17 protein-coding genes (1 of these 17 running past the window's edge) are annotated in these 16,180 nt (G+C 63.0%); 9 read left to right on the top strand and 8 right to left on the bottom strand.

What is annotated here, in order from left to right:
- Positions 1-1,047, bottom strand: the 5' portion of a protein-coding gene (locus tag VM99_04675) for an omega amino acid--pyruvate aminotransferase (protein AKJ97374.1). Its footprint begins 303 nt before the window's first position; only the first 1,047 of its 1,350 coding nucleotides appear in the window; its start codon is at positions 1,045-1,047; its stop codon lies beyond the left edge, outside the window.
- 122 nt (positions 1,048-1,169) lie between these two features.
- On the opposite strand from VM99_04675, the gene VM99_04680 reads away from it, so the two are divergent.
- From VM99_04680 to VM99_04690, 3 genes are all read left to right on the top strand, one after another.
- The gene (locus VM99_04680; protein AKJ97375.1) at positions 1,170-2,090 is read left to right on the top strand and encodes a LysR family transcriptional regulator; all 921 of its coding nucleotides are present in this window, start codon (positions 1,170-1,172) and stop codon (positions 2,088-2,090) included.
- Positions 2,091-2,195: 105 nt separating this feature from the next.
- Positions 2,196-2,846: a TetR family transcriptional regulator gene (locus tag VM99_04685; GenBank protein ID AKJ97376.1), complete on the top strand. Its 651-nt coding sequence runs from the start codon at positions 2,196-2,198 to the stop codon at positions 2,844-2,846.
- 8 nt (positions 2,847-2,854) lie between these two features.
- Positions 2,855-3,436, top strand: coding sequence for a thymidylate synthase (locus VM99_04690; GenBank protein AKJ97377.1), 582 nt, complete (start codon positions 2,855-2,857; stop codon positions 3,434-3,436).
- 282 nt (positions 3,437-3,718) lie between these two features.
- Here the strand turns inward: VM99_04690 and VM99_04695 are convergent, their stop codons facing one another.
- A complete protein-coding gene (locus VM99_04695) occupies positions 3,719-4,165 on the bottom strand; it encodes a hypothetical protein (GenBank protein AKJ97378.1) in 447 nt (148 codons plus the stop codon).
- A gap of 80 nt (positions 4,166-4,245) precedes the next feature.
- On the opposite strand from VM99_04695, the gene VM99_04700 reads away from it, so the two are divergent.
- The 3 genes from VM99_04700 (at position 4,246) to VM99_04710 (ending at position 6,840) form a co-directional block, all read left to right on the top strand.
- Entirely contained in the window at positions 4,246-4,596 is a 351-nt protein-coding gene (locus VM99_04700) for a MerR family transcriptional regulator (protein AKK01697.1), read from the top strand.
- Between the two features lie 25 nt (positions 4,597-4,621).
- A complete protein-coding gene (locus VM99_04705; protein ID AKJ97379.1) occupies positions 4,622-5,308 on the top strand; it encodes a short-chain dehydrogenase in 687 nt (228 codons plus the stop codon).
- Between the two features lie 173 nt (positions 5,309-5,481).
- Complete coding sequence (locus VM99_04710) at positions 5,482-6,840, top strand: 8-oxoguanine deaminase (protein AKJ97380.1); 1,359 nt, start codon at positions 5,482-5,484, stop codon at positions 6,838-6,840.
- A 124-nt stretch (positions 6,841-6,964) separates the two neighbouring features.
- Here the strand turns inward: VM99_04710 and VM99_04715 are convergent, their stop codons facing one another.
- Positions 6,965-8,056 carry a calcium:proton antiporter gene (locus VM99_04715; protein AKJ97381.1) on the bottom strand — a complete coding sequence of 364 codons (1,092 nt, stop codon included), beginning with the start codon at positions 8,054-8,056 and terminating at the stop codon, positions 6,965-6,967.
- A gap of 180 nt (positions 8,057-8,236) precedes the next feature.
- Between VM99_04715 and VM99_04720 the strand changes: the two genes are divergently transcribed.
- The gene (locus VM99_04720) at positions 8,237-9,190 is read left to right on the top strand and encodes an adenine deaminase (GenBank protein ID AKJ97382.1); all 954 of its coding nucleotides are present in this window, start codon (positions 8,237-8,239) and stop codon (positions 9,188-9,190) included.
- A gap of 119 nt (positions 9,191-9,309) precedes the next feature.
- Here VM99_04720 and VM99_04725 read toward each other — a convergent pair whose 3' ends face one another.
- The 3 genes from VM99_04725 to VM99_04735 all read right to left on the bottom strand — a co-directional run bounded on the left by VM99_04725 (position 9,310) and on the right by VM99_04735 (position 12,656).
- Positions 9,310-10,689 (bottom strand): MFS transporter, encoded by a 1,380-nt coding sequence (locus VM99_04725; protein ID AKJ97383.1) that lies wholly within the window; start codon positions 10,687-10,689, stop codon positions 9,310-9,312.
- A 110-nt stretch (positions 10,690-10,799) separates the two neighbouring features.
- Positions 10,800-11,534 (bottom strand): ArsR family transcriptional regulator, encoded by a 735-nt coding sequence (locus VM99_04730; protein ID AKJ97384.1) that lies wholly within the window; start codon positions 11,532-11,534, stop codon positions 10,800-10,802.
- A gap of 192 nt (positions 11,535-11,726) precedes the next feature.
- Positions 11,727-12,656 (bottom strand): LysR family transcriptional regulator, encoded by a 930-nt coding sequence (locus VM99_04735; GenBank protein ID AKJ97385.1) that lies wholly within the window; start codon positions 12,654-12,656, stop codon positions 11,727-11,729.
- Positions 12,657-12,768: 112 nt separating this feature from the next.
- Between VM99_04735 and VM99_04740 the strand changes: the two genes are divergently transcribed.
- Positions 12,769-13,782 (top strand): NADPH:quinone reductase, encoded by a 1,014-nt coding sequence (locus tag VM99_04740; GenBank protein ID AKJ97386.1) that lies wholly within the window; start codon positions 12,769-12,771, stop codon positions 13,780-13,782.
- 328 nt (positions 13,783-14,110) lie between these two features.
- Here VM99_04740 and VM99_04745 read toward each other — a convergent pair whose 3' ends face one another.
- On the bottom strand, positions 14,111-15,313 hold the full coding sequence (locus VM99_04745; protein ID AKJ97387.1) for a major facilitator transporter: 1,203 nt from the start codon (positions 15,311-15,313) through the stop codon (positions 14,111-14,113).
- Between the two features lie 95 nt (positions 15,314-15,408).
- Positions 15,409-15,606, bottom strand: coding sequence for a copper resistance protein CopZ (locus VM99_04750; protein AKJ97388.1), 198 nt, complete (start codon positions 15,604-15,606; stop codon positions 15,409-15,411).
- Positions 15,607-15,753: 147 nt separating this feature from the next.
- Here VM99_04750 and VM99_04755 point away from each other — a divergent pair, with 147 nt between their 5' ends.
- Positions 15,754-16,131 carry a hypothetical protein gene (locus VM99_04755; GenBank protein ID AKJ97389.1) on the top strand — a complete coding sequence of 126 codons (378 nt, stop codon included), beginning with the start codon at positions 15,754-15,756 and terminating at the stop codon, positions 16,129-16,131.
- Positions 16,132-16,180 lie beyond the last annotated feature (49 nt).

The following is a 16,180-nucleotide window of genomic DNA, read 5'->3' on the forward strand; positions in this document are numbered from 1 at the left end:
TTCCTTCTGCAGCAGGTCCAGCGCCGCCAGGCCGGCCGCGCAGGCCACCGGATGCGCCGAGTAGGTGTAGCCATGGGGGAATTCCACGGCGTACTCGGGCGTCGGCTGATTCATGAAGGTCTGGTAGATCTCGGAACTGACAATCACCGCGCCCATGGGGATCGCGCCGTTGGTGACTTGCTTGGCGATGCACATAAGGTCCGGTGTCACGCCAAAGCTATCGGCACCGAACATCGAACCGGTGCGGCCGAATCCGGTGATCACTTCGTCGAACACCAGCAGGATGCTGTGCTGGTCGCAGATTTCCCGCAGGCGCTTGAGGTAACCCTCAGGCGGCACCAACACGCCAGCCGAACCCGCCATTGGCTCGACGAACACCGCCGCAATGTTGGAAGCGTCATGCAATTCGATCAGCTTCAGCAGCTCATCGGCCAGGGCGACACCGCCCCCCTTGGGCATGCCACGGGAATAGGCATTGCTGGCCAGTAAGGTGTGCGGCAGGTGATCGACGTCGATCATTGCCTGGCCGAACAGCTTGCGGTTGCCGCTGACACCGCCAAGGCTGGTGCCGGCGATGTTCACGCCGTGATAGCCACGGGCACGGCCGATCATCTTGGTCTTGGTGGCTTGCCCCTTGAGGCGCCAGTAGGCCCGGACCATTTTCACCGCGGTGTCGGCGCACTCCGAACCGGAGTCGGTAAAGAACACATGGTTGAGGTTGCCGGGGGTCAGGCTGGTGATTTTTTCCGCCAACTGAAACGACAGCGGGTGGCCGTACTGGAACCCCGGCGAGTAATCGAGGGTACCCAGTTGTTTGGCGACCGCGTCCTGGATTTCCTTGCGGGTGTGCCCGGCACCGCAGGTCCACAGGCCCGACAGCGAGTCGTAGACCTTACGGCCCTTGTCGTCGACCAGCCAACTGCCCTCAGCCGCCACGATCAGGCGAGGGTCGCGCTGGAAGTTACGGTTGGCGGTGTAGGGCATCCAGTGAGCATCGAGCTTGAGCTGACTGGCCAGGGAACCGGCTGCGTGTTCGGGCATGTTCATCGACAAAACCTCTCAGGACAAAGGCGACAGGGATCAAAAGGCGTTCTTGCGGCTAAGTTGCCACGGCGATAAAGTCGGTGAAATGCAACTTTTCTAACTTTCAGTCAGCAGACTACTAAACTATGAGCGTCCGCCGCCCCGACCCACTGGCCCAGGTCAGCGACTTCGACATCCGCCTGTTGCGCATTTTCCGCAGCGTGGTGGAGTGCGGTGGATTCTCCGCCGCCGAAACGGTGCTTGGCATTGGCCGCTCGGCCATCAGCCAACAGATGAGCGACCTGGAGCAGCGCCTGGGCCTGCGTCTGTGCCAGCGTGGGCGCGCGGGTTTTTCGCTGACGGAAGAAGGCCGCGAGGTGTATCAGTCGGCGTTGCAGCTATTAAGTGCGCTGGAAAGCTTCCGCACCGAGGTCAACGGCCTGCACCAGCACCTGCGTGGCGAACTGACCATCGGCCTGACCGACAACCTCGTCACCCTGCCCCACATGCGTATCACTCATGCACTGGCCCAATTGAAAGAACGCGGACCCGACGTGCAGATCCAGATTCGCATGATCGCCCCGAATGAAGTCGAGCAAGGCGTACTCGACGGTCGCCTGCACGTCGGCGTGGTTCCCCAGGCCAGCGCCCTGTCCGGGTTGGAATATCAGCCGCTCTACAGCGAACGGTCGCTGCTGTATTGCGCCGTGGGGCATCCGTTGTTCTATGTGGATGACAAGCAGCTCGACGACACTCGCCTCAACAGCCAGGACGCCATCGCGCCCACCTTCCGCCTGCCGGCCGACATCCAGGCTCACTACCAGGCGCTCAACTGCACGGCCAGTGCGTCGGATCGCGAAGGCATGGCGTTCCTGATCCTGACCGGACGCTACATCGGCTACCTGCCGGATCACTACGCCAACCTCTGGGTCCAGCAAGGTCGGTTGCGAGCCCTGAAAGCTAAAACCCGCTTCTATGACCTGAGCCTGGCGTCGGTCACGCGCAAGGGGCGGCGGCCTCATCTGGTGCTGGAGAGTTTTCTCGAAAGCCTCGCGGCAACGCGCTGAGCCCGGATCGCCAAACGGCTTTAAATGAGGGTGGCACTTGTCTGATCGCCGCCGGTGCGTTATCAACGCATTTGCTTGCCCCACAGACCCAGCCCGGAAACGTCCATGACCTTTGAAGTCCCCGCCCACGGTGGCAAGCCCACCAGTCGCATTCGTCAGAAGAACGAAGAGACCATTCTCAAGGCCGCTGAAGATGAATTCGCCCGCCACGGGTTCAAGGGCACCAGCATGAATGCCATTGCCTTGAAGGCCGGGCTGCCCAAGGCAAACCTGCATTATTACTTCACCAATAAACTTGGCCTGTACGTGGCGGTGCTGAGCAACATCATCGAATTGTGGGACAGCACCTTCAATCACCTCACCGCCGAAGATGATCCGGCCGAGGCCTTGACCCGCTACATTCGCGCCAAGATGGAGTTCTCCCGTCGCCAGCCCCAAGCCTCGCGCTTGTTTGCCATGGAGGTGATCAGCGGTGGCGAGTGTCTGACCGAGTACTTCAACCAGGATTATCGCGCCTGGTTCGGCGGCCGCGCTGCCGTGTTCCAGGCCTGGATCGACGCCGGCAAGATGGACCCCGTCGACCCGGTGCACCTCATTTTCCTGCTGTGGGGCAGTACCCAGCATTACGCCGACTTCGCCACCCAGATCTGCCGCGTGACCGGGCGCAGCAAATTGACCAAGCAGGACATGATCGAAGCTGGCGACAACCTGATCCGTATCATTCTCAAGGGCTGCGGCCTGACACCAGCCATTTAAGATTGCTCATGCCTTTTACCCTTGCCGGTTTTTGCGAATACCGCGAAGAAATTCGCAAGAGCCGCTTCATCACCTTCGCCGCCCCCATCACCTGCCCCGCCGATGCCCAGGCCTTTATCGAGCAGCACAGCGACCTGGACGCCACGCACAACTGCTGGGCCTGGAAGCTCGGCGATCAATACCGCAGCAACGACGACGGCGAACCGGGCGGTACGGCCGGGCGGCCGATATTGGCCGCCATCGAAGCGCAAGCTTGCGATCAGGTGGTGGTGCTGGTCATCCGCTGGTACGGCGGGATCCAACTGGGCACCGGCGGACTGGCGCGGGCGTACGGTGGTGGCGCCAACAAGTGTTTGCAAAACGCTGACAAGATCGAACTGATCAGCCGCGTGGCGCTGCGCTGCGCCTGCGGCTTTGCAGAATTGCCCCTGGTGAAGCTGCGGGTCGCCGAGTGCGGCGGACTGGTGACCGAGGAGCAATTCACCGCCAACGGCGTGGCCCTGCAACTGGCCGTCGGCGAAGCGCAGATCCCGCTATTGCAAAAGCAATTGGCGGACCTGAGCCGTGGACGGATTCTGCTGGAGCGTTGAGCACGAAGGCGAATCCCCCGCCGCAAAAACTTGCCCACATCCACTGTGCATCCGACTGTGGATAACCTGAGCACATCCCTCTGTAACCCTTCTGTCACGCGGGTTTTAGAGGGTTGCTCAGTTTTTGTCCAACCCTTCATCCAGTTGATAAATCCGCCAGCAAAACAGTTGCTTGCGGTGGTTTATCACCTTTGGGAGAAAGCCGCGCGGCGCTTATGCCCGCGCGTCTCGCTTGCGCACAATTACTGTGGAGCAAGCTGTGGATAACCCGTTCATGGGTCTTCAGGTGCCAATAACGGCATGGCTCGCAGGGGCTTGATCATTTTTTAACCACTGGCCACGAATAGGCAAGACCTGCATCAGGCCCCATGCCAGTTCAAAGAACAGAAATACCCAGACGATGGCACTGGCCCCATGGAGCAGTGCATAAAGCATCCACGTTGCAAACAGCAACCGCCCCGCCGCGTCATACCGCCCATACGTCGGCTGCGGGTCGCGGATCCGCAACACCGACCACACACAGACAATCGAACCCAGCAGGTTCGCCATCAACAGGTGCGCGGGCGCAAACGCCGGCAACTCACCCGGCAGATCGAGTGCCTGAGCGAGGCTCGTCAGCGCGCCATGCAGGATGGCAAACGTCCAGGGCGTGGCGAAGGCGGCGGTCACGATCAGGTCGTACCAGGCGCCGCCGCGCACCACGCGGCGGTACTGCGTTGGGGTCCACATAACAATGCTCCAGATAATCAAGGAGCGAACAGGCTAAAGCTTGGGGTATGCTCCAGGGTCAAGCCCTTCTGGAGACCCTCATGCGCATCGGTGAACTCGCCCAGGCCTGCGCCGTCAGCCGCGATACGCTGCGCTTTTATGAGCAGCGCGGCCTGATCGCGGCGGGCCGCAGCGCCAATGGTTATCGCGATTATCCCGACGACATGGTGCAACTGGTGCTCTACATCAAGACGGCCCAGCGCCTGGGCTTTACTCTGGGCGAGATCGGCCATAGCGTCGCCGCCCTGTGGCGCGTACCGGATCCGGGCAACGCCATCACGCAATTGCTACAGGACAAACTGACCCTGATCGAAACCCGCATGACCGAACTCGACGCGTTGCGTCACGAGCTGAAACAACGGCTCGGGCAACGTTGTCCATTAAATCCGTGACCTTTTTTCTTTCAAGGATGCCCTCATGAATTCGGCAAAAAACGCATTGATCATCGGTGCCTCCCGGGGCTTGGGCCTCGGCCTGGTGAAGGTGTTGCTGGACGATGGCTGGAACGTGACCGCCACCGTGCGCAACCCGCAGAACGCCGGGGCGTTGAAGGCGTTGGGTCCGGTTCGGATCGAAAAGCTCGACATGGACGACCAGCAAGCGGTCATCGCCCTGAGCCAGCAGCTCAAGGGTGAAACCTTCGACCTGCTGTTCGTCAATGCCGGCGTCAAGGGCCCGGACAACCAGAGCCCCGGCGGCGCGACGCTGGCTGAAGTCGGCCAGTTGTTCTTCACCAACGCGGTGGCACCGATCAACCTGGCGCAGCGCTTCGTCGGCCAGATCCGCGATGGCAGCGGCGTGCTGGCGTTCATGAGTTCGGTGCTGGGCAGCGTGACCATGCCCGACGCCCCGGAACTGGCGCTTTACAAGGCCAGCAAGGCGGCTCTCAACTCCATGACCAACAGCTTTGTCAGCCAACTGGGCGACCAGACGTTGACCGTACTGTCGCTGCACCCTGGCTGGGTGAAGACCGACATGGGCGGTGAAGGGGCAGACATCGATGTCCAGACCAGCACCCGCGGCTTGATCGACCAGGTCAACGCCTTCGCCGGCAAGGGCGGGCATCACTTCGTCAACTACAAGGGCGAGACGATTCCCTGGTAAACCTTGTGGGAGCGAGCTTGCTCGCTCCCACAAGGGGCCGGGGTAAGGCACTGGTCACGGACGACTGAACCTGAGTAAACTCCCCACTTCGCCCCCGACGGCGACCCTGGATCAGCAGACAGGGCATCACTGAGCTGGCTAACCTGAACCCACTTTCAGAGGAGCCGGCCACCATGCCTGCGACCCGTACCTGGTTAAAAAACCCCCTCGCCATTTTTACGGCCAACGACCTCGATGCCCGTGGCGGCCTCGTCCTGCAGGACGGTGTGATCGTCGAACGGCTGGGCCTCGGCCAGCAGCCCGCCCAACCCTGTGACACGGTCTTCGACGCTCGCGAGCACGTGATCCTGCCCGGCCTGATCAACACCCATCACCACTTCTATCAGACGCTGACACGGGCCTGGGCGCCGGTGGTGAACCAGCCGTTGTTTCCATGGTTGAAGACCCTCTACCCGGTGTGGGCGAGGCTGACCCCGGAAAAACTCGCCCTGGCAAGCAAAGTGGCGCTGGCCGAGCTGCTGCTGTCAGGCTGCACCACCGCCGCCGACCATCACTACCTGTTTCCCGACGGCCTGGAAAACGCCATCGACGTGCAAGTGCAGAGCGTGCGCGAACTGGGCATGCGCGCCATGCTCACGCGCGGTTCCATGAGCCTGGGCGAAGCCGACGGTGGCCTGCCGCCGCAACAGACCGTGCAGCAGGGCGAGGTCATTCTCGAAGACAGCCAGCGCCTGATCGATCGCTACCACGAACGCAACGACGGCGCGCAGATCCAGATTGCCCTGGCGCCCTGCTCGCCGTTCTCGGTCACACCCGACATCATGCGCGCCAGCGCCGAGATGGCGGAAAAGCTCGACGTGCGCCTGCACACGCACCTGGCCGAAACCCTCGACGAAGAAGCGTTCTGCCTGCAACGTTTCGGCCTGCGCACGGTGGATTACCTGGACAGTGTCGGCTGGCTCGGCCCGCGCACCTGGCTGGCCCACGGCATTCATTTCAACCCGGATGAGGTCGCCCGTCTCGGCGCCGCCGGCACCGGCATCTGCCATTGCCCAAGCTCCAACATGCGCCTGGCGTCGGGCATCTGTCCCACCCTGGAACTGACCGCCGCCGGCGCTCCGCTGGGCCTGGGGGTCGACGGTTCGGCCTCCAACGATGCCTCGAACATGCTGCTCGAAGCCCGCCAGGCGCTGTACATCCAGCGCCTGCGCTACGGCGCGCCGGCGATCACACCTGAGCGCGTCCTCGGCTGGGCCACCCGTGGCTCGGCGCAATTGCTCGGACGCAGCGACATCGGTGAGCTGGCCGTCGGCAAGCAGGCCGACCTGGCGCTGTTCAAGCTCGATGAGTTGCGTTTCTCCGGCAGCCACGACCCGATCTCGGCCCTGCTGCTGTGCGGTGCCGACCGGGCCGATCGAGTGATGATCGCCGGCCGTTGGCGGGTCATCGATGGCCAAGTCGAGGGGCTGGACCTGAAGGGGTTGATCGCCGATCACAGCCAAGCGGCGCGGGAGCTGATTGCGGGAAGCTGACCAGACGCCCCTCCCATGTAGGAGCGGGCTTGCTCGCGATAGCGGTCGGTCAGTCGACATCGATGCTGGCGGCACCGACGCTTTCGCGAGCAAGCCCGCTCCTACCTCTGGCGCTACGCACGATTTACAGACCGAGCAACGACAACATCACGAACGTCGCGAACAGCACGAAGTGGGTCATGCCTTCGATGGCATTGGTTTCGCCATCGTTGAGGTTGATCGCGCTGACGATCAGGGTGATGAAGATCATCACCGTCTGCACCGGAGTCATTGCCATCTGGAAGGGCTGGCCGGTGTAGAGGGCCATGGCCTCCATCACCGGCACCGTGAGAATCACCGTGGACAGCGAAGCCCCCAGGGCGATGTTCACCACCGACTGCATGCGATTGGCGAGCGCCGCGCGCAGGGCAGTGAGAATTTCCGGTGCGGCGGAGATGGCGGCCACCAGGATGGCCGTGACCACCGGCGGCGCTCCGGTCCCTTCCAACCCCAGGTCGATGGCCTTGGACATGACTTCCGCCAGCGCGCCGATCACCACCACACCAAACACCAGCGCCGCGATGGAGAACGCCAGGCTGACGGGTTTCGGTTCATCTTCCACCGGCTCTTTCCGGCGGCGTTTTTCCGGGTAGCTGTAGCTGAAGAAGTAACTGTGGGGGCCGACCTGCATGCGCAGGAACAAGGTGTACAACACCAGCATCGCGCCAATGGTAAAGGCCGAATAAGTCTTCCAGCTTTCCCGGGGGATGAACTCCGGCACCACCATCGACACGCCCATGGCGGTGAGGATCATCACGCTGTAGGTGCGCGCCGAGTCGTCGTTGTAGACCTGCTCGCCATGCTTGATCCCGCCCATCAGTGCCGCGAGCCCGAGGATACCGTTGATGTCGAGCATCACCGCCGAGTAGATCGTGTCCCGCACCAGCGTCGGCGAAGCCTGGTTGCTCATCATGATCGCCAGGATCACCACTTCCACCAGCACCGCCGATAACGTCAGGATCATCGTGCCGTAGGGGTCACCGACCTTTTCCGCCAACAGCTCGGCGTGATGGGCCACGCGCATGGACGCGGCGACGATGAAGCCAATCAGCGCCAACGCGCCGATCAATGCCACCATCTGTCCGCTGCCCAACAGCCAGTGCTCCAGCGGATAAGCCACGAACGCGGCGAGCAGCGCCAGCAACAGGAGTTTTTCTTGCTTGATCAACGTGAGCATCGCTGGCCTATCACCGTGCACGGGGTCATGAGCTACTAGACTGTGGGAGGCCGTGAACGTTTCCTTGGGGTGTGGCGGCGGCGAATCTCACCGCACAGTGGATCAGCCGGTCAGGTTTTAGCCGACATTGCGCCCGGCCCCTGTAGAATGCCGCCATTGATTCGCTGATGAGAAAAAACCATGTACGACTGGCTCAACGCCTTGCCCAAGGCTGAACTGCACTTGCACCTGGAAGGTTCGCTGGAGCCCGAGCTGCTGTTCGCCCTGGCCGAACGCAACAAGATCGCCCTGCCTTGGAGCGACGTGGACACCCTGCGCAAGGCCTATGCCTTCAACAATCTGCAGGAGTTTCTCGACCTGTATTACCAGGGCGCCGATGTGCTGCGCACGTCCCAGGACTTCTACGACCTGACGTGGGCCTACCTGCTGCGTTGCAAGGCGCAGAACGTGATCCACACCGAACCGTTCTTCGATCCGCAGACCCACACCGACCGCGGCGTCCCGTTCGAAGTGGTGCTCAACGGCATCGCCGCCGCCCTCAAGGACGGTGAGCAGCAACTGGGGATCACCAGCGGCCTGATCCTGAGCTTCCTGCGCCACCTCAGTGAAGAACAAGCGCAAAAAACCCTCGACCAGGCGCTGCCGTTTCGCGACGCCTTCGTCGCCGTGGGCCTGGACAGTTCGGAAATGGGCCATCCGCCGAGCAAGTTCCAGCGGGTCTTCGACCGGGCTCGCCACGAAGGCTTCCTGACCGTCGCCCATGCCGGTGAAGAAGGCCCGCCCGAGTACATCTGGGAAGCCCTGGACCTGTTGAAGATCCAGCGCATCGACCATGGTGTGCGGGCCATCGAGGATGAGCGGCTGATGCAACGGATCATCGACGAGCAGATCCCGCTGACGGTATGCCCATTGTCCAACACCAAGTTGTGCGTGTTCGACGACATGTCGCAGCACAACATCCTCGACATGCTGGAGCGGGGCGTGAAGGTGACAGTGAACTCCGACGACCCGGCGTACTTCGGTGGCTACGTCACCGAGAACTTCCACGCGCTGCACACCCACCTGGGCATGACCCAGGACCAGGCCACTCGCCTGGCGCAGAACAGCCTGGACGCGCGGTTGATCAAACCTTAAGCCTGACGCCTCGCCTCCTGTGGGAGCGGGCTTGCTCGCGAATGCGTGGTGTCAGCAAACACATATGTCACTGACATACCGCATTCGCGGGCAAGCCCGCTCCCACAGGAGGACGGTGTTTAGCCTGCTGAACCCTCGCTCAACTCCTCCAATGTCTTGCCTCGGGTTTCCATTCCGAACAGCCAGACCACTGCGGCCGCCACGGCGAAACACAAGGCGCCCAGGGCGAAGACGCCGCCCTGGCCGGTGATGGGGAATACCAGGCCGGTCACCAACGGCCCCAGCAACGAACCGATACGACCGATCGCGGAAGCAAAGCCCGAGCCCGTGGCCCGTGCCGAGGTGGGGTATAGCTCCGGGGTGTAGGTATAGAGCACCGCCCACATGCCGAACAGGAAAAACTGCATCAGCAGCCCCGTCCCGATCAGCAGCCCGACGTTGCCGCCAAACACCGCGCTCTGGCCATAGAGAAACGCCATCGCCCCGCCGCCCAGCAATGTGATAACGCACACGGGCTTGCGTCCCCAACGCTCCACCAGCCATGCCGCGACGAGAAAACCGGGAATCCCGCCCAGGGAAATCAGCACGGTGTAATACACCGACTGGGTCACTGCGAACCCCGACTGCTGCAACAGCGCGCTGAGCCAGGACGTCAGGCCATAGAAACCAAGCAGGGCAAAGAACCAGACGCTCCAGATCATCATCGTGCGTTGGCGATACTGCGGCGACCAGATCTGTGCCAGGGCCGAGAAGAAACCGCCCGGCACGCTCACCTGCCTGGGCAGTCGGATGGGCGCCGGCAGGTCCGCGCGCCCCAGCGAGGCCCGGACCTTGTCTTCGATCCGCCGCAGGACCGCGTCCGCTTCAGCGCCTCGACCGGCCTGCTCCAGCCAGCGCGGAGATTCGGGTATGAAGAAGCGGATCGCCAGGACGAACACTGCCGGTATCGCCAGCACCAGGAAGATGTCGCGCCAGCCGATCACCGGCAACAGGAAGTACGACAGCACACCCGCCGCCACGAAGCCCAGCGGCCAGAAGCCATCCATCAAGGCGATGTAGCGCCCTCGGCGCTGGGCCGGGATCAGCTCGGAAAGCATCGACTGGGCAATCGGAAACTCCATGCCCATGCCAATGCCCAACAGCACGCGAAACAGCGTCAGCGTCTCGATGTCCTGGGCCGTGGAGCACAGGTAACTGGCGACACCCCACAACACGATGCTCCACTGGAACACCGGCTTGCGCCCGAACCGGTCGGCCAGCATCCCCGACAACGACGCCCCGACCACCATGCCGAAGAAACTCGAACTGGCGAGCAGGCCGGCCTGGGCCGTGCTCAGGCCGAACTCGGTTTTGATCGAGCCGAGCAGGAACGTCATCATCGCCAGGTCCATGGAGTCGAAGAAAAACGCCAGGGCAATGATGATGAAGATCACCCGGTGATAACCACTGATGGGTAACCGCTCCAGGCGTTCCGCCGCGCTGTAACCTTGAATGTCCATGCTGCCTCTCCAATCCGATGATTCCCCGGACCGAGTGTGCGCGAACCCTGCGCGAAGCGACGGCTGGATGCGACCTGCCAGCAGCCCTGAGCGACTTGCCGGCGGCGCTCCTAGAGCGCCATTTCCAGGCTTTCCTGCTTGGCGAACCGGTGGATCTCCTGCTGGCCGAGCGCAGTCACGTGCAACGCGCGCGAATCGTTGGGCAGGCTCAGCCAGCCCGATTGCATGAACAGTTGCAGCAAGGCCGCCCCCAATGCGCCCCCCAGGTGCGGGCGACGCTCGCTCCAATCGGGGCAGGCGCAGGCGATGTGGGCGTTGCGATGGGCCAGCGCCTGGATGAACAGGCCGCGGCCGGCCAGTTGATTGGCGCCCTTGAGGGTGACCGTCACCCGCTGGTCGCACTGCTCGACCCAACCGTCATCCAGCAGGCGCTGGTACAGGTCGGCTGCCAGGGTGCCGCCCAGGTGATCGTCACACAGCCGGGCGCGCATCAGCGAGACGGGCGCCGACGGCGCCTGGGTCAGCTTGACGCCACGCTTGAAGACCTCCGGGATCTGCCGTGGCGTACTGACCAGGGTCGCGCTGGCCAGGGCTTCGACGGCCGCACCGATCTCGGGCGCAGCCAGGCGAAAGAATCGTTTGCGACCGCGAACCTCGACGTTCAGCAGGCCACCGGCGCACAGGCGCCCCAGATGAGCACTGGCCGAGGACGGCGACAGTCCGGCGAGCAAGGCCAATTCTTCGGCCTGCCGGGCCGTGCCGTCCATCAAGGCCCACATCATTGCGCTGCGCTTGGGGTCGGCCAGCAGCGTGGCGATGTGGCTGATGCAAGGTGCATGTTCCATGTATTCACTCCCTGTTGAATCATTCGTCTACTGCTCTGGCGCCTATCGACCAGCAATGGGACCGCTGCAAGCGGCGCGATACGGCGCCGGCTCGGGCGGCCGCTAGTATAAGCGTGGCGATCGAGGTTTCCTGCCCTCCGGAAACCTTTGGAGGCGATTGAGCATGCGGGAAATGTCTCTATTTGCCCGCGACTATTGGTTCGCCACTGACGCGTGTGGGAATTGTGCCGCCACCCGGCCGCAGCGGGCCTGGAGCATCTCTCGCAAAAGGTTGATGGGTTTGCTCAACTGCGCCCGGTGGGCACACAGCAGATTGAGCGGGGCCCGTTCGCATTGCAGGTGCGGCAGAAGGATTTTCAGGCGCCCGGACAGCACGTCGGTGGAAACATCCAGCCACGACTTATAGGCGATCCCGGCACCCGCCACGGCCCAGCGCCGCACCACATCGGCGTCATCGCTGAAGCGGTCGCCGCTGACCGTGAGGCTCACGTCCCGCTTGCCGTCATGAAAGCACCAGTGGTCATGGACGCGGGTGCCAAGCATGTACAGCAGGCAGTTGTGCTGGGCCAGTTGCTCCAGGTGCTGGGGTTCCCCCGCGCGCGCCAGGTAGTCTGGGGAAGCGCAGAGCACCCGACGGTTTTCCGGTGCGACGGGCAGCGCCACCAGGCTCGAATCCTCCGGCTCGCCATAGCGCAGCGCGATGTCCACCGGTTGCTTGAACAGGTCGGCAATGCGATCGCCCAACAACAGCCGCACTGTCAGCCCCGGGTGCTCACGCTGGAAGGCATCCAGCCACGGCAGCAGCAGGTTGCGGCCCAGGTCCGAGGGCGCGGACAACTGCAACACTCCGCTGACCTGATCCTGGCCGCTGGTCAACAGCCGTCGTCCTTCGTCGAGGCTGCTCAAGGCCGCGCGGGCGTATTCGAGAAAACCTTCCCCTTCGGCAGTCAGGCGCAGGCTGCGGGTGGAACGGGCCAGCAACCGCGCGCCCAGGTGCTGCTCGATTCGCTTCAACGCGGCGCTGGCCACGGCCGCCGACAGGTCCATGACCCGGGCCGCCGCAGAAAGGCTGCCCAAGTCCGCTGCACGGACAAACAGCTGCAAGTCATCGAATCGAAGCATGACGGCTCCATTATCAAAAAATCATTGAAAGACCCTGTTCTTTTAGCCGGTTTTATCTCGCCGATAAATAGCTAACCATGGCTGCATTGTCACTGACCTCACGGAGCCGCTCATGAAAGCCATTGCCTACTACCATTCGTTGCCCATCACCGACCCTCAATCGCTGCAGGACATCGAGCTGCCGGCCCCCGTCGCCGGGCCCCGGGACCTATTGGTGGAAGTGAAGGCCATCTCGGTCAACCCGGTGGACACCAAGGTTCGCCAGAACGTCCAGCCCGAAGGCGGCGAGGCCAAGGTGCTGGGCTGGGATGTGGCCGGCGTGGTCACGGCCGTGGGCAGCGAGGTCACGTTGTTCAAGGTGGGCGACAAGGTCTTCTACGCCGGCTCGATCGCCCGGGCCGGCGGCAACAGCGAGTTGCACGCAGTGGATGAGCGCATCGTCGGCCACATGCCCAAGACCCTCGGTTTCGCCGAAGCGGCCGCCTTGCCCCTGACCGCCATTACCGCCTGGGAGTTGCTGTTCGAACGACTGCACATCCCCCAAGGCCAGGACGATCAGGGCCAGAGCCTGCTGATCGTTGGCGCGGCGGGTGGCGTGGGTTCGATCCTGACCCAACTGGCCCATCAACTCACCGGGCTGAAGGTCATCGGCACCGCGTCCCGCCCACAGACTCAAGCGTGGGTACGGGACCTGGGCGCCGACCTGGTGATCGACCACAGCCAGCCGCTGAGCGTGGAATTGAAGAAGGCCGGCCACGGACCAGTGACCCACGTCGCCAGCCTGACCCAGACCGACCAGCACCTGGACCAGTTGGTCGACGCACTGGCGCCCCAGGGCAAACTGGCGCTGATCGATGATCCCAAGGCACTGGACGTGGCCAAGCTCAAGCGCAAGAGCCTGTCACTGCATTGGGAGTTCATGTACACCCGTTCGCTGTTCGAGACGCCCGACATGATCGAACAACACTCGCTGCTCAACCGGGTCGCCGAGCTGATCGATGCCGGCACGCTGAAGACCACCGTCGGCGAACATTTCGGCACCATCAACGCCGAGAACCTGCGGCGCGCCCATGGGTTGCTGGAGAGCGGCAAGTCCAAGGGCAAGATCGTACTCGAAGGGTTCTGACCGCGCGGGCCTGGGGTGGCGAGGGAGCGAATGCCCTCGCCACCCTCCCTTCATCGTGCCGTCAGTCCGAGACTTGACCGTTGTCACATTTGCGATCGCATTCCGGTCTACACTCGAGGCCTTTGCAACGCAATCTTTTACGTGAGGAGGTCAGCAATGAAGATCCTGATAAAAGAAGTGGCAAAATCCCAATGGCAGGTGCGCCTCGACCAGCACGTCGTGACGTTCCGCACCGAGGCCGAAGCCCAGGCCTTCGCCAATACCCTGCAAGCGCGAATCCACGCGCCGCATCATTTCCCCGAACAGCAGCAACGCGCGGCCGGCTGAATCAGACCTTGCCGGCGGCCTGGGCCAGTGCCCGGGTATTTTGCAGGCGCCGGGTCAGCATGGCTGCGCTGACCACCAACAGCCCGCAAAGGCTGATCACCAATGCCATGGGCACGGCGGTGCCGTCATGCAGCGCCGCCACCAGCGCGGCAGACCCGGCTGCCACGGAAAACTGCAGGCAGCCTAACAGAGCCGAAGCGCTGCCGGCCCGGGCGCCCTGCCCGGTCATGGCGCAGGCCGAGGCATTGGGTAGGATGCACCCCAGGCTGGCGATGCAGATGAACAGTGGGATCAGAAGCGGCCACAACTGCTCGGGCTGCAACGCGCTCACCGCCAGCAGGCTCAACCCCGCCAACAGGTAAACCCATACGGCGCGGGCCAGCAAGAACGCCGGGCCGCGCTTGGCCAACAACCGGGCGTTGACCTGGGCGACCAGGATGAAGCCGGCCGCATTGGTGCCGAACAGCCAGCCGAAGTGTTCGGCAGGCACCCCATACAACTTGATGAAAACGAACGGCGAGCCGGCGATGTAGGCAAACATCCCAGCGATGGCGATCCCACCCGTCAAGGCATGACCCAAGTAGATCGGGTCGGTCAGCAGCCGCATGTATTGGCGCAGTGCCCCTGACAGCGGTTGTCGAGGCACATGGTCCGGCAGGCTTTCCGGCAACCACAAGGCCACGGCCGTCGCCGCCAGCGCGCTGAACAGAGTCAGGGCGATGAAGATCGATTGCCAGCCATGCAGGTTCACCAGCAAGCCGCCGAGCATCGGCGCCAGGATCGGCGCCAGGCCCATCACCAGCATCAGTTGCGAGAACACCTTGGCCGAGCCCACCGCGTCGCATTTGTCGCTCACCACCGCCCGGGAAATCACCATGCCGGCGCAACCGCCCAGGGCCTGGACGAAACGGGCAGCGATCAGCCATTCGAGGTTCGGCGCATAGGCACACGCCAGGGACGCCAGGGTGAACAAGCCGACGCCGGCCAGCAGGGGAATGCGTCGCCCGAAGCGATCCGCCACCGGGCCATAGCCCAGTTGCCCGATGGACAACCCAAGGAAATAGGCGGCCAAGGTCAGTTGAATGTGTTTTTCGTCCGTACCGAAGGCGGTCGCCATGGCCGGGAAGGCGGGCAGGTAAAAGTCGATCGCCAAGGGACCGAAAGCGCTCAAGGCGCCAAGAATCAGAATGATGCGAAGGTTCATCGGGCGTCCAGGTCAGGCGTCAGTCGGCAGCCCGACAGTTTAGCCCTGCCGGGCGCGCTTGAACATTCCGATAGGTCGCTAACGATTAAAAAACTTCAGGCGGCACTGACCTCGTACCCCTCCTCCTTGATGGCCTCGACCACTGCGGCGGCTGGCAGCGAACTCTGGACCTGGACCGTCTTCGCGCTCAGGTCGACCTGCACGTCGGCGGCCGGATCGCGGGCCTGCACAGCCTGAGTGATGGCTTTGACACAGTGGCCGCAGGACATGCCCTGGACATTGAATACTTGCATGGGATGACTCCTTGGATTGAGGTTGCCAGCAGTTTCAAGCTTGCCCTCATGGCAAGGTCAAGTTCCAGGGAAAACTGCCGGGCTGGCAATCGGCAACGGCCTCAGCCAAGCTGCACACATCAAGGATTCCACACCGGAGGTTCAGCCATGCGCTGGTCAGCGTTCAGCCTGTTTTGCATGCTCGGTTTTTCAGCGGTGGTGCCCCAGGCATCGGCCGACGACTACGGCGTGCTGATCATTTCCCGCGAGCGCCTGGAAGTGGCGACGTCCTGCGAAATCGGCATCTATATCCAGGATCAGCTCTCGGCTCGACTGTTCCAGGAACAAAGCACCTCGTTCAACCTGCCGGCCGGCCGATTCTCCCTGCGCCTGAAACTGCTGCCAGGCCAGGCACCGGGGTGCAACCCGGGCATGCTCGCGCCGGGCTCCCAGGAAATCGTGCTCAAGGCCGGCGACATCCTCAAGTACCGCATCGCCATGAACGAGCAAGGCATGTACCTCAAGCAGGCCGCGTTGGGTTACTGAGCCGTCATCGCGCCCACCTGAGCAGGGCTGCATTTCGGTGGCGCTTGAC

This window comes from Pseudomonas chlororaphis (genome assembly GCA_001023535.1).
Lineage (GTDB): Bacteria > Pseudomonadota > Gammaproteobacteria > Pseudomonadales > Pseudomonadaceae > Aquipseudomonas > Aquipseudomonas chlororaphis_E.

Bases quoted from the DNA above. Each gene is read 5' to 3' on its own strand.
- VM99_04680 (AKJ97375.1), top strand. From the start codon at position 1,170: ATGAGCGTCCGCCGCCCCGACCCACTGGCCCAGGTCAGCGACTTCGAC.
- VM99_04685 (AKJ97376.1), top strand. From the start codon at position 2,196: ATGACCTTTGAAGTCCCCGCCCACGGTGGCAAGCCCACCAGTCGCATT.
- VM99_04690 (AKJ97377.1), top strand. From the start codon at position 2,855: ATGCCTTTTACCCTTGCCGGTTTTTGCGAATACCGCGAAGAAATTCGC.
- VM99_04695 (AKJ97378.1), bottom strand. From the start codon at position 4,165: ATGTGGACCCCAACGCAGTACCGCCGCGTGGTGCGCGGCGGCGCCTGG.
- VM99_04700 (AKK01697.1), top strand. From the start codon at position 4,246: ATGCGCATCGGTGAACTCGCCCAGGCCTGCGCCGTCAGCCGCGATACG.
- VM99_04705 (AKJ97379.1), top strand. From the start codon at position 4,622: ATGAATTCGGCAAAAAACGCATTGATCATCGGTGCCTCCCGGGGCTTG.
- VM99_04710 (AKJ97380.1), top strand. From the start codon at position 5,482: ATGCCTGCGACCCGTACCTGGTTAAAAAACCCCCTCGCCATTTTTACG.
- VM99_04715 (AKJ97381.1), bottom strand. From the start codon at position 8,056: ATGCTCACGTTGATCAAGCAAGAAAAACTCCTGTTGCTGGCGCTGCTC.
- VM99_04720 (AKJ97382.1), top strand. From the start codon at position 8,237: ATGTACGACTGGCTCAACGCCTTGCCCAAGGCTGAACTGCACTTGCAC.
- VM99_04725 (AKJ97383.1), bottom strand. From the start codon at position 10,689: ATGGACATTCAAGGTTACAGCGCGGCGGAACGCCTGGAGCGGTTACCC.
- VM99_04730 (AKJ97384.1), bottom strand. From the start codon at position 11,534: ATGGAACATGCACCTTGCATCAGCCACATCGCCACGCTGCTGGCCGAC.
- VM99_04735 (AKJ97385.1), bottom strand. From the start codon at position 12,656: ATGCTTCGATTCGATGACTTGCAGCTGTTTGTCCGTGCAGCGGACTTG.
- VM99_04740 (AKJ97386.1), top strand. From the start codon at position 12,769: ATGAAAGCCATTGCCTACTACCATTCGTTGCCCATCACCGACCCTCAA.
- VM99_04745 (AKJ97387.1), bottom strand. From the start codon at position 15,313: ATGAACCTTCGCATCATTCTGATTCTTGGCGCCTTGAGCGCTTTCGGT.
- VM99_04750 (AKJ97388.1), bottom strand. From the start codon at position 15,606: ATGCAAGTATTCAATGTCCAGGGCATGTCCTGCGGCCACTGTGTCAAA.
- VM99_04755 (AKJ97389.1), top strand. From the start codon at position 15,754: ATGCGCTGGTCAGCGTTCAGCCTGTTTTGCATGCTCGGTTTTTCAGCG.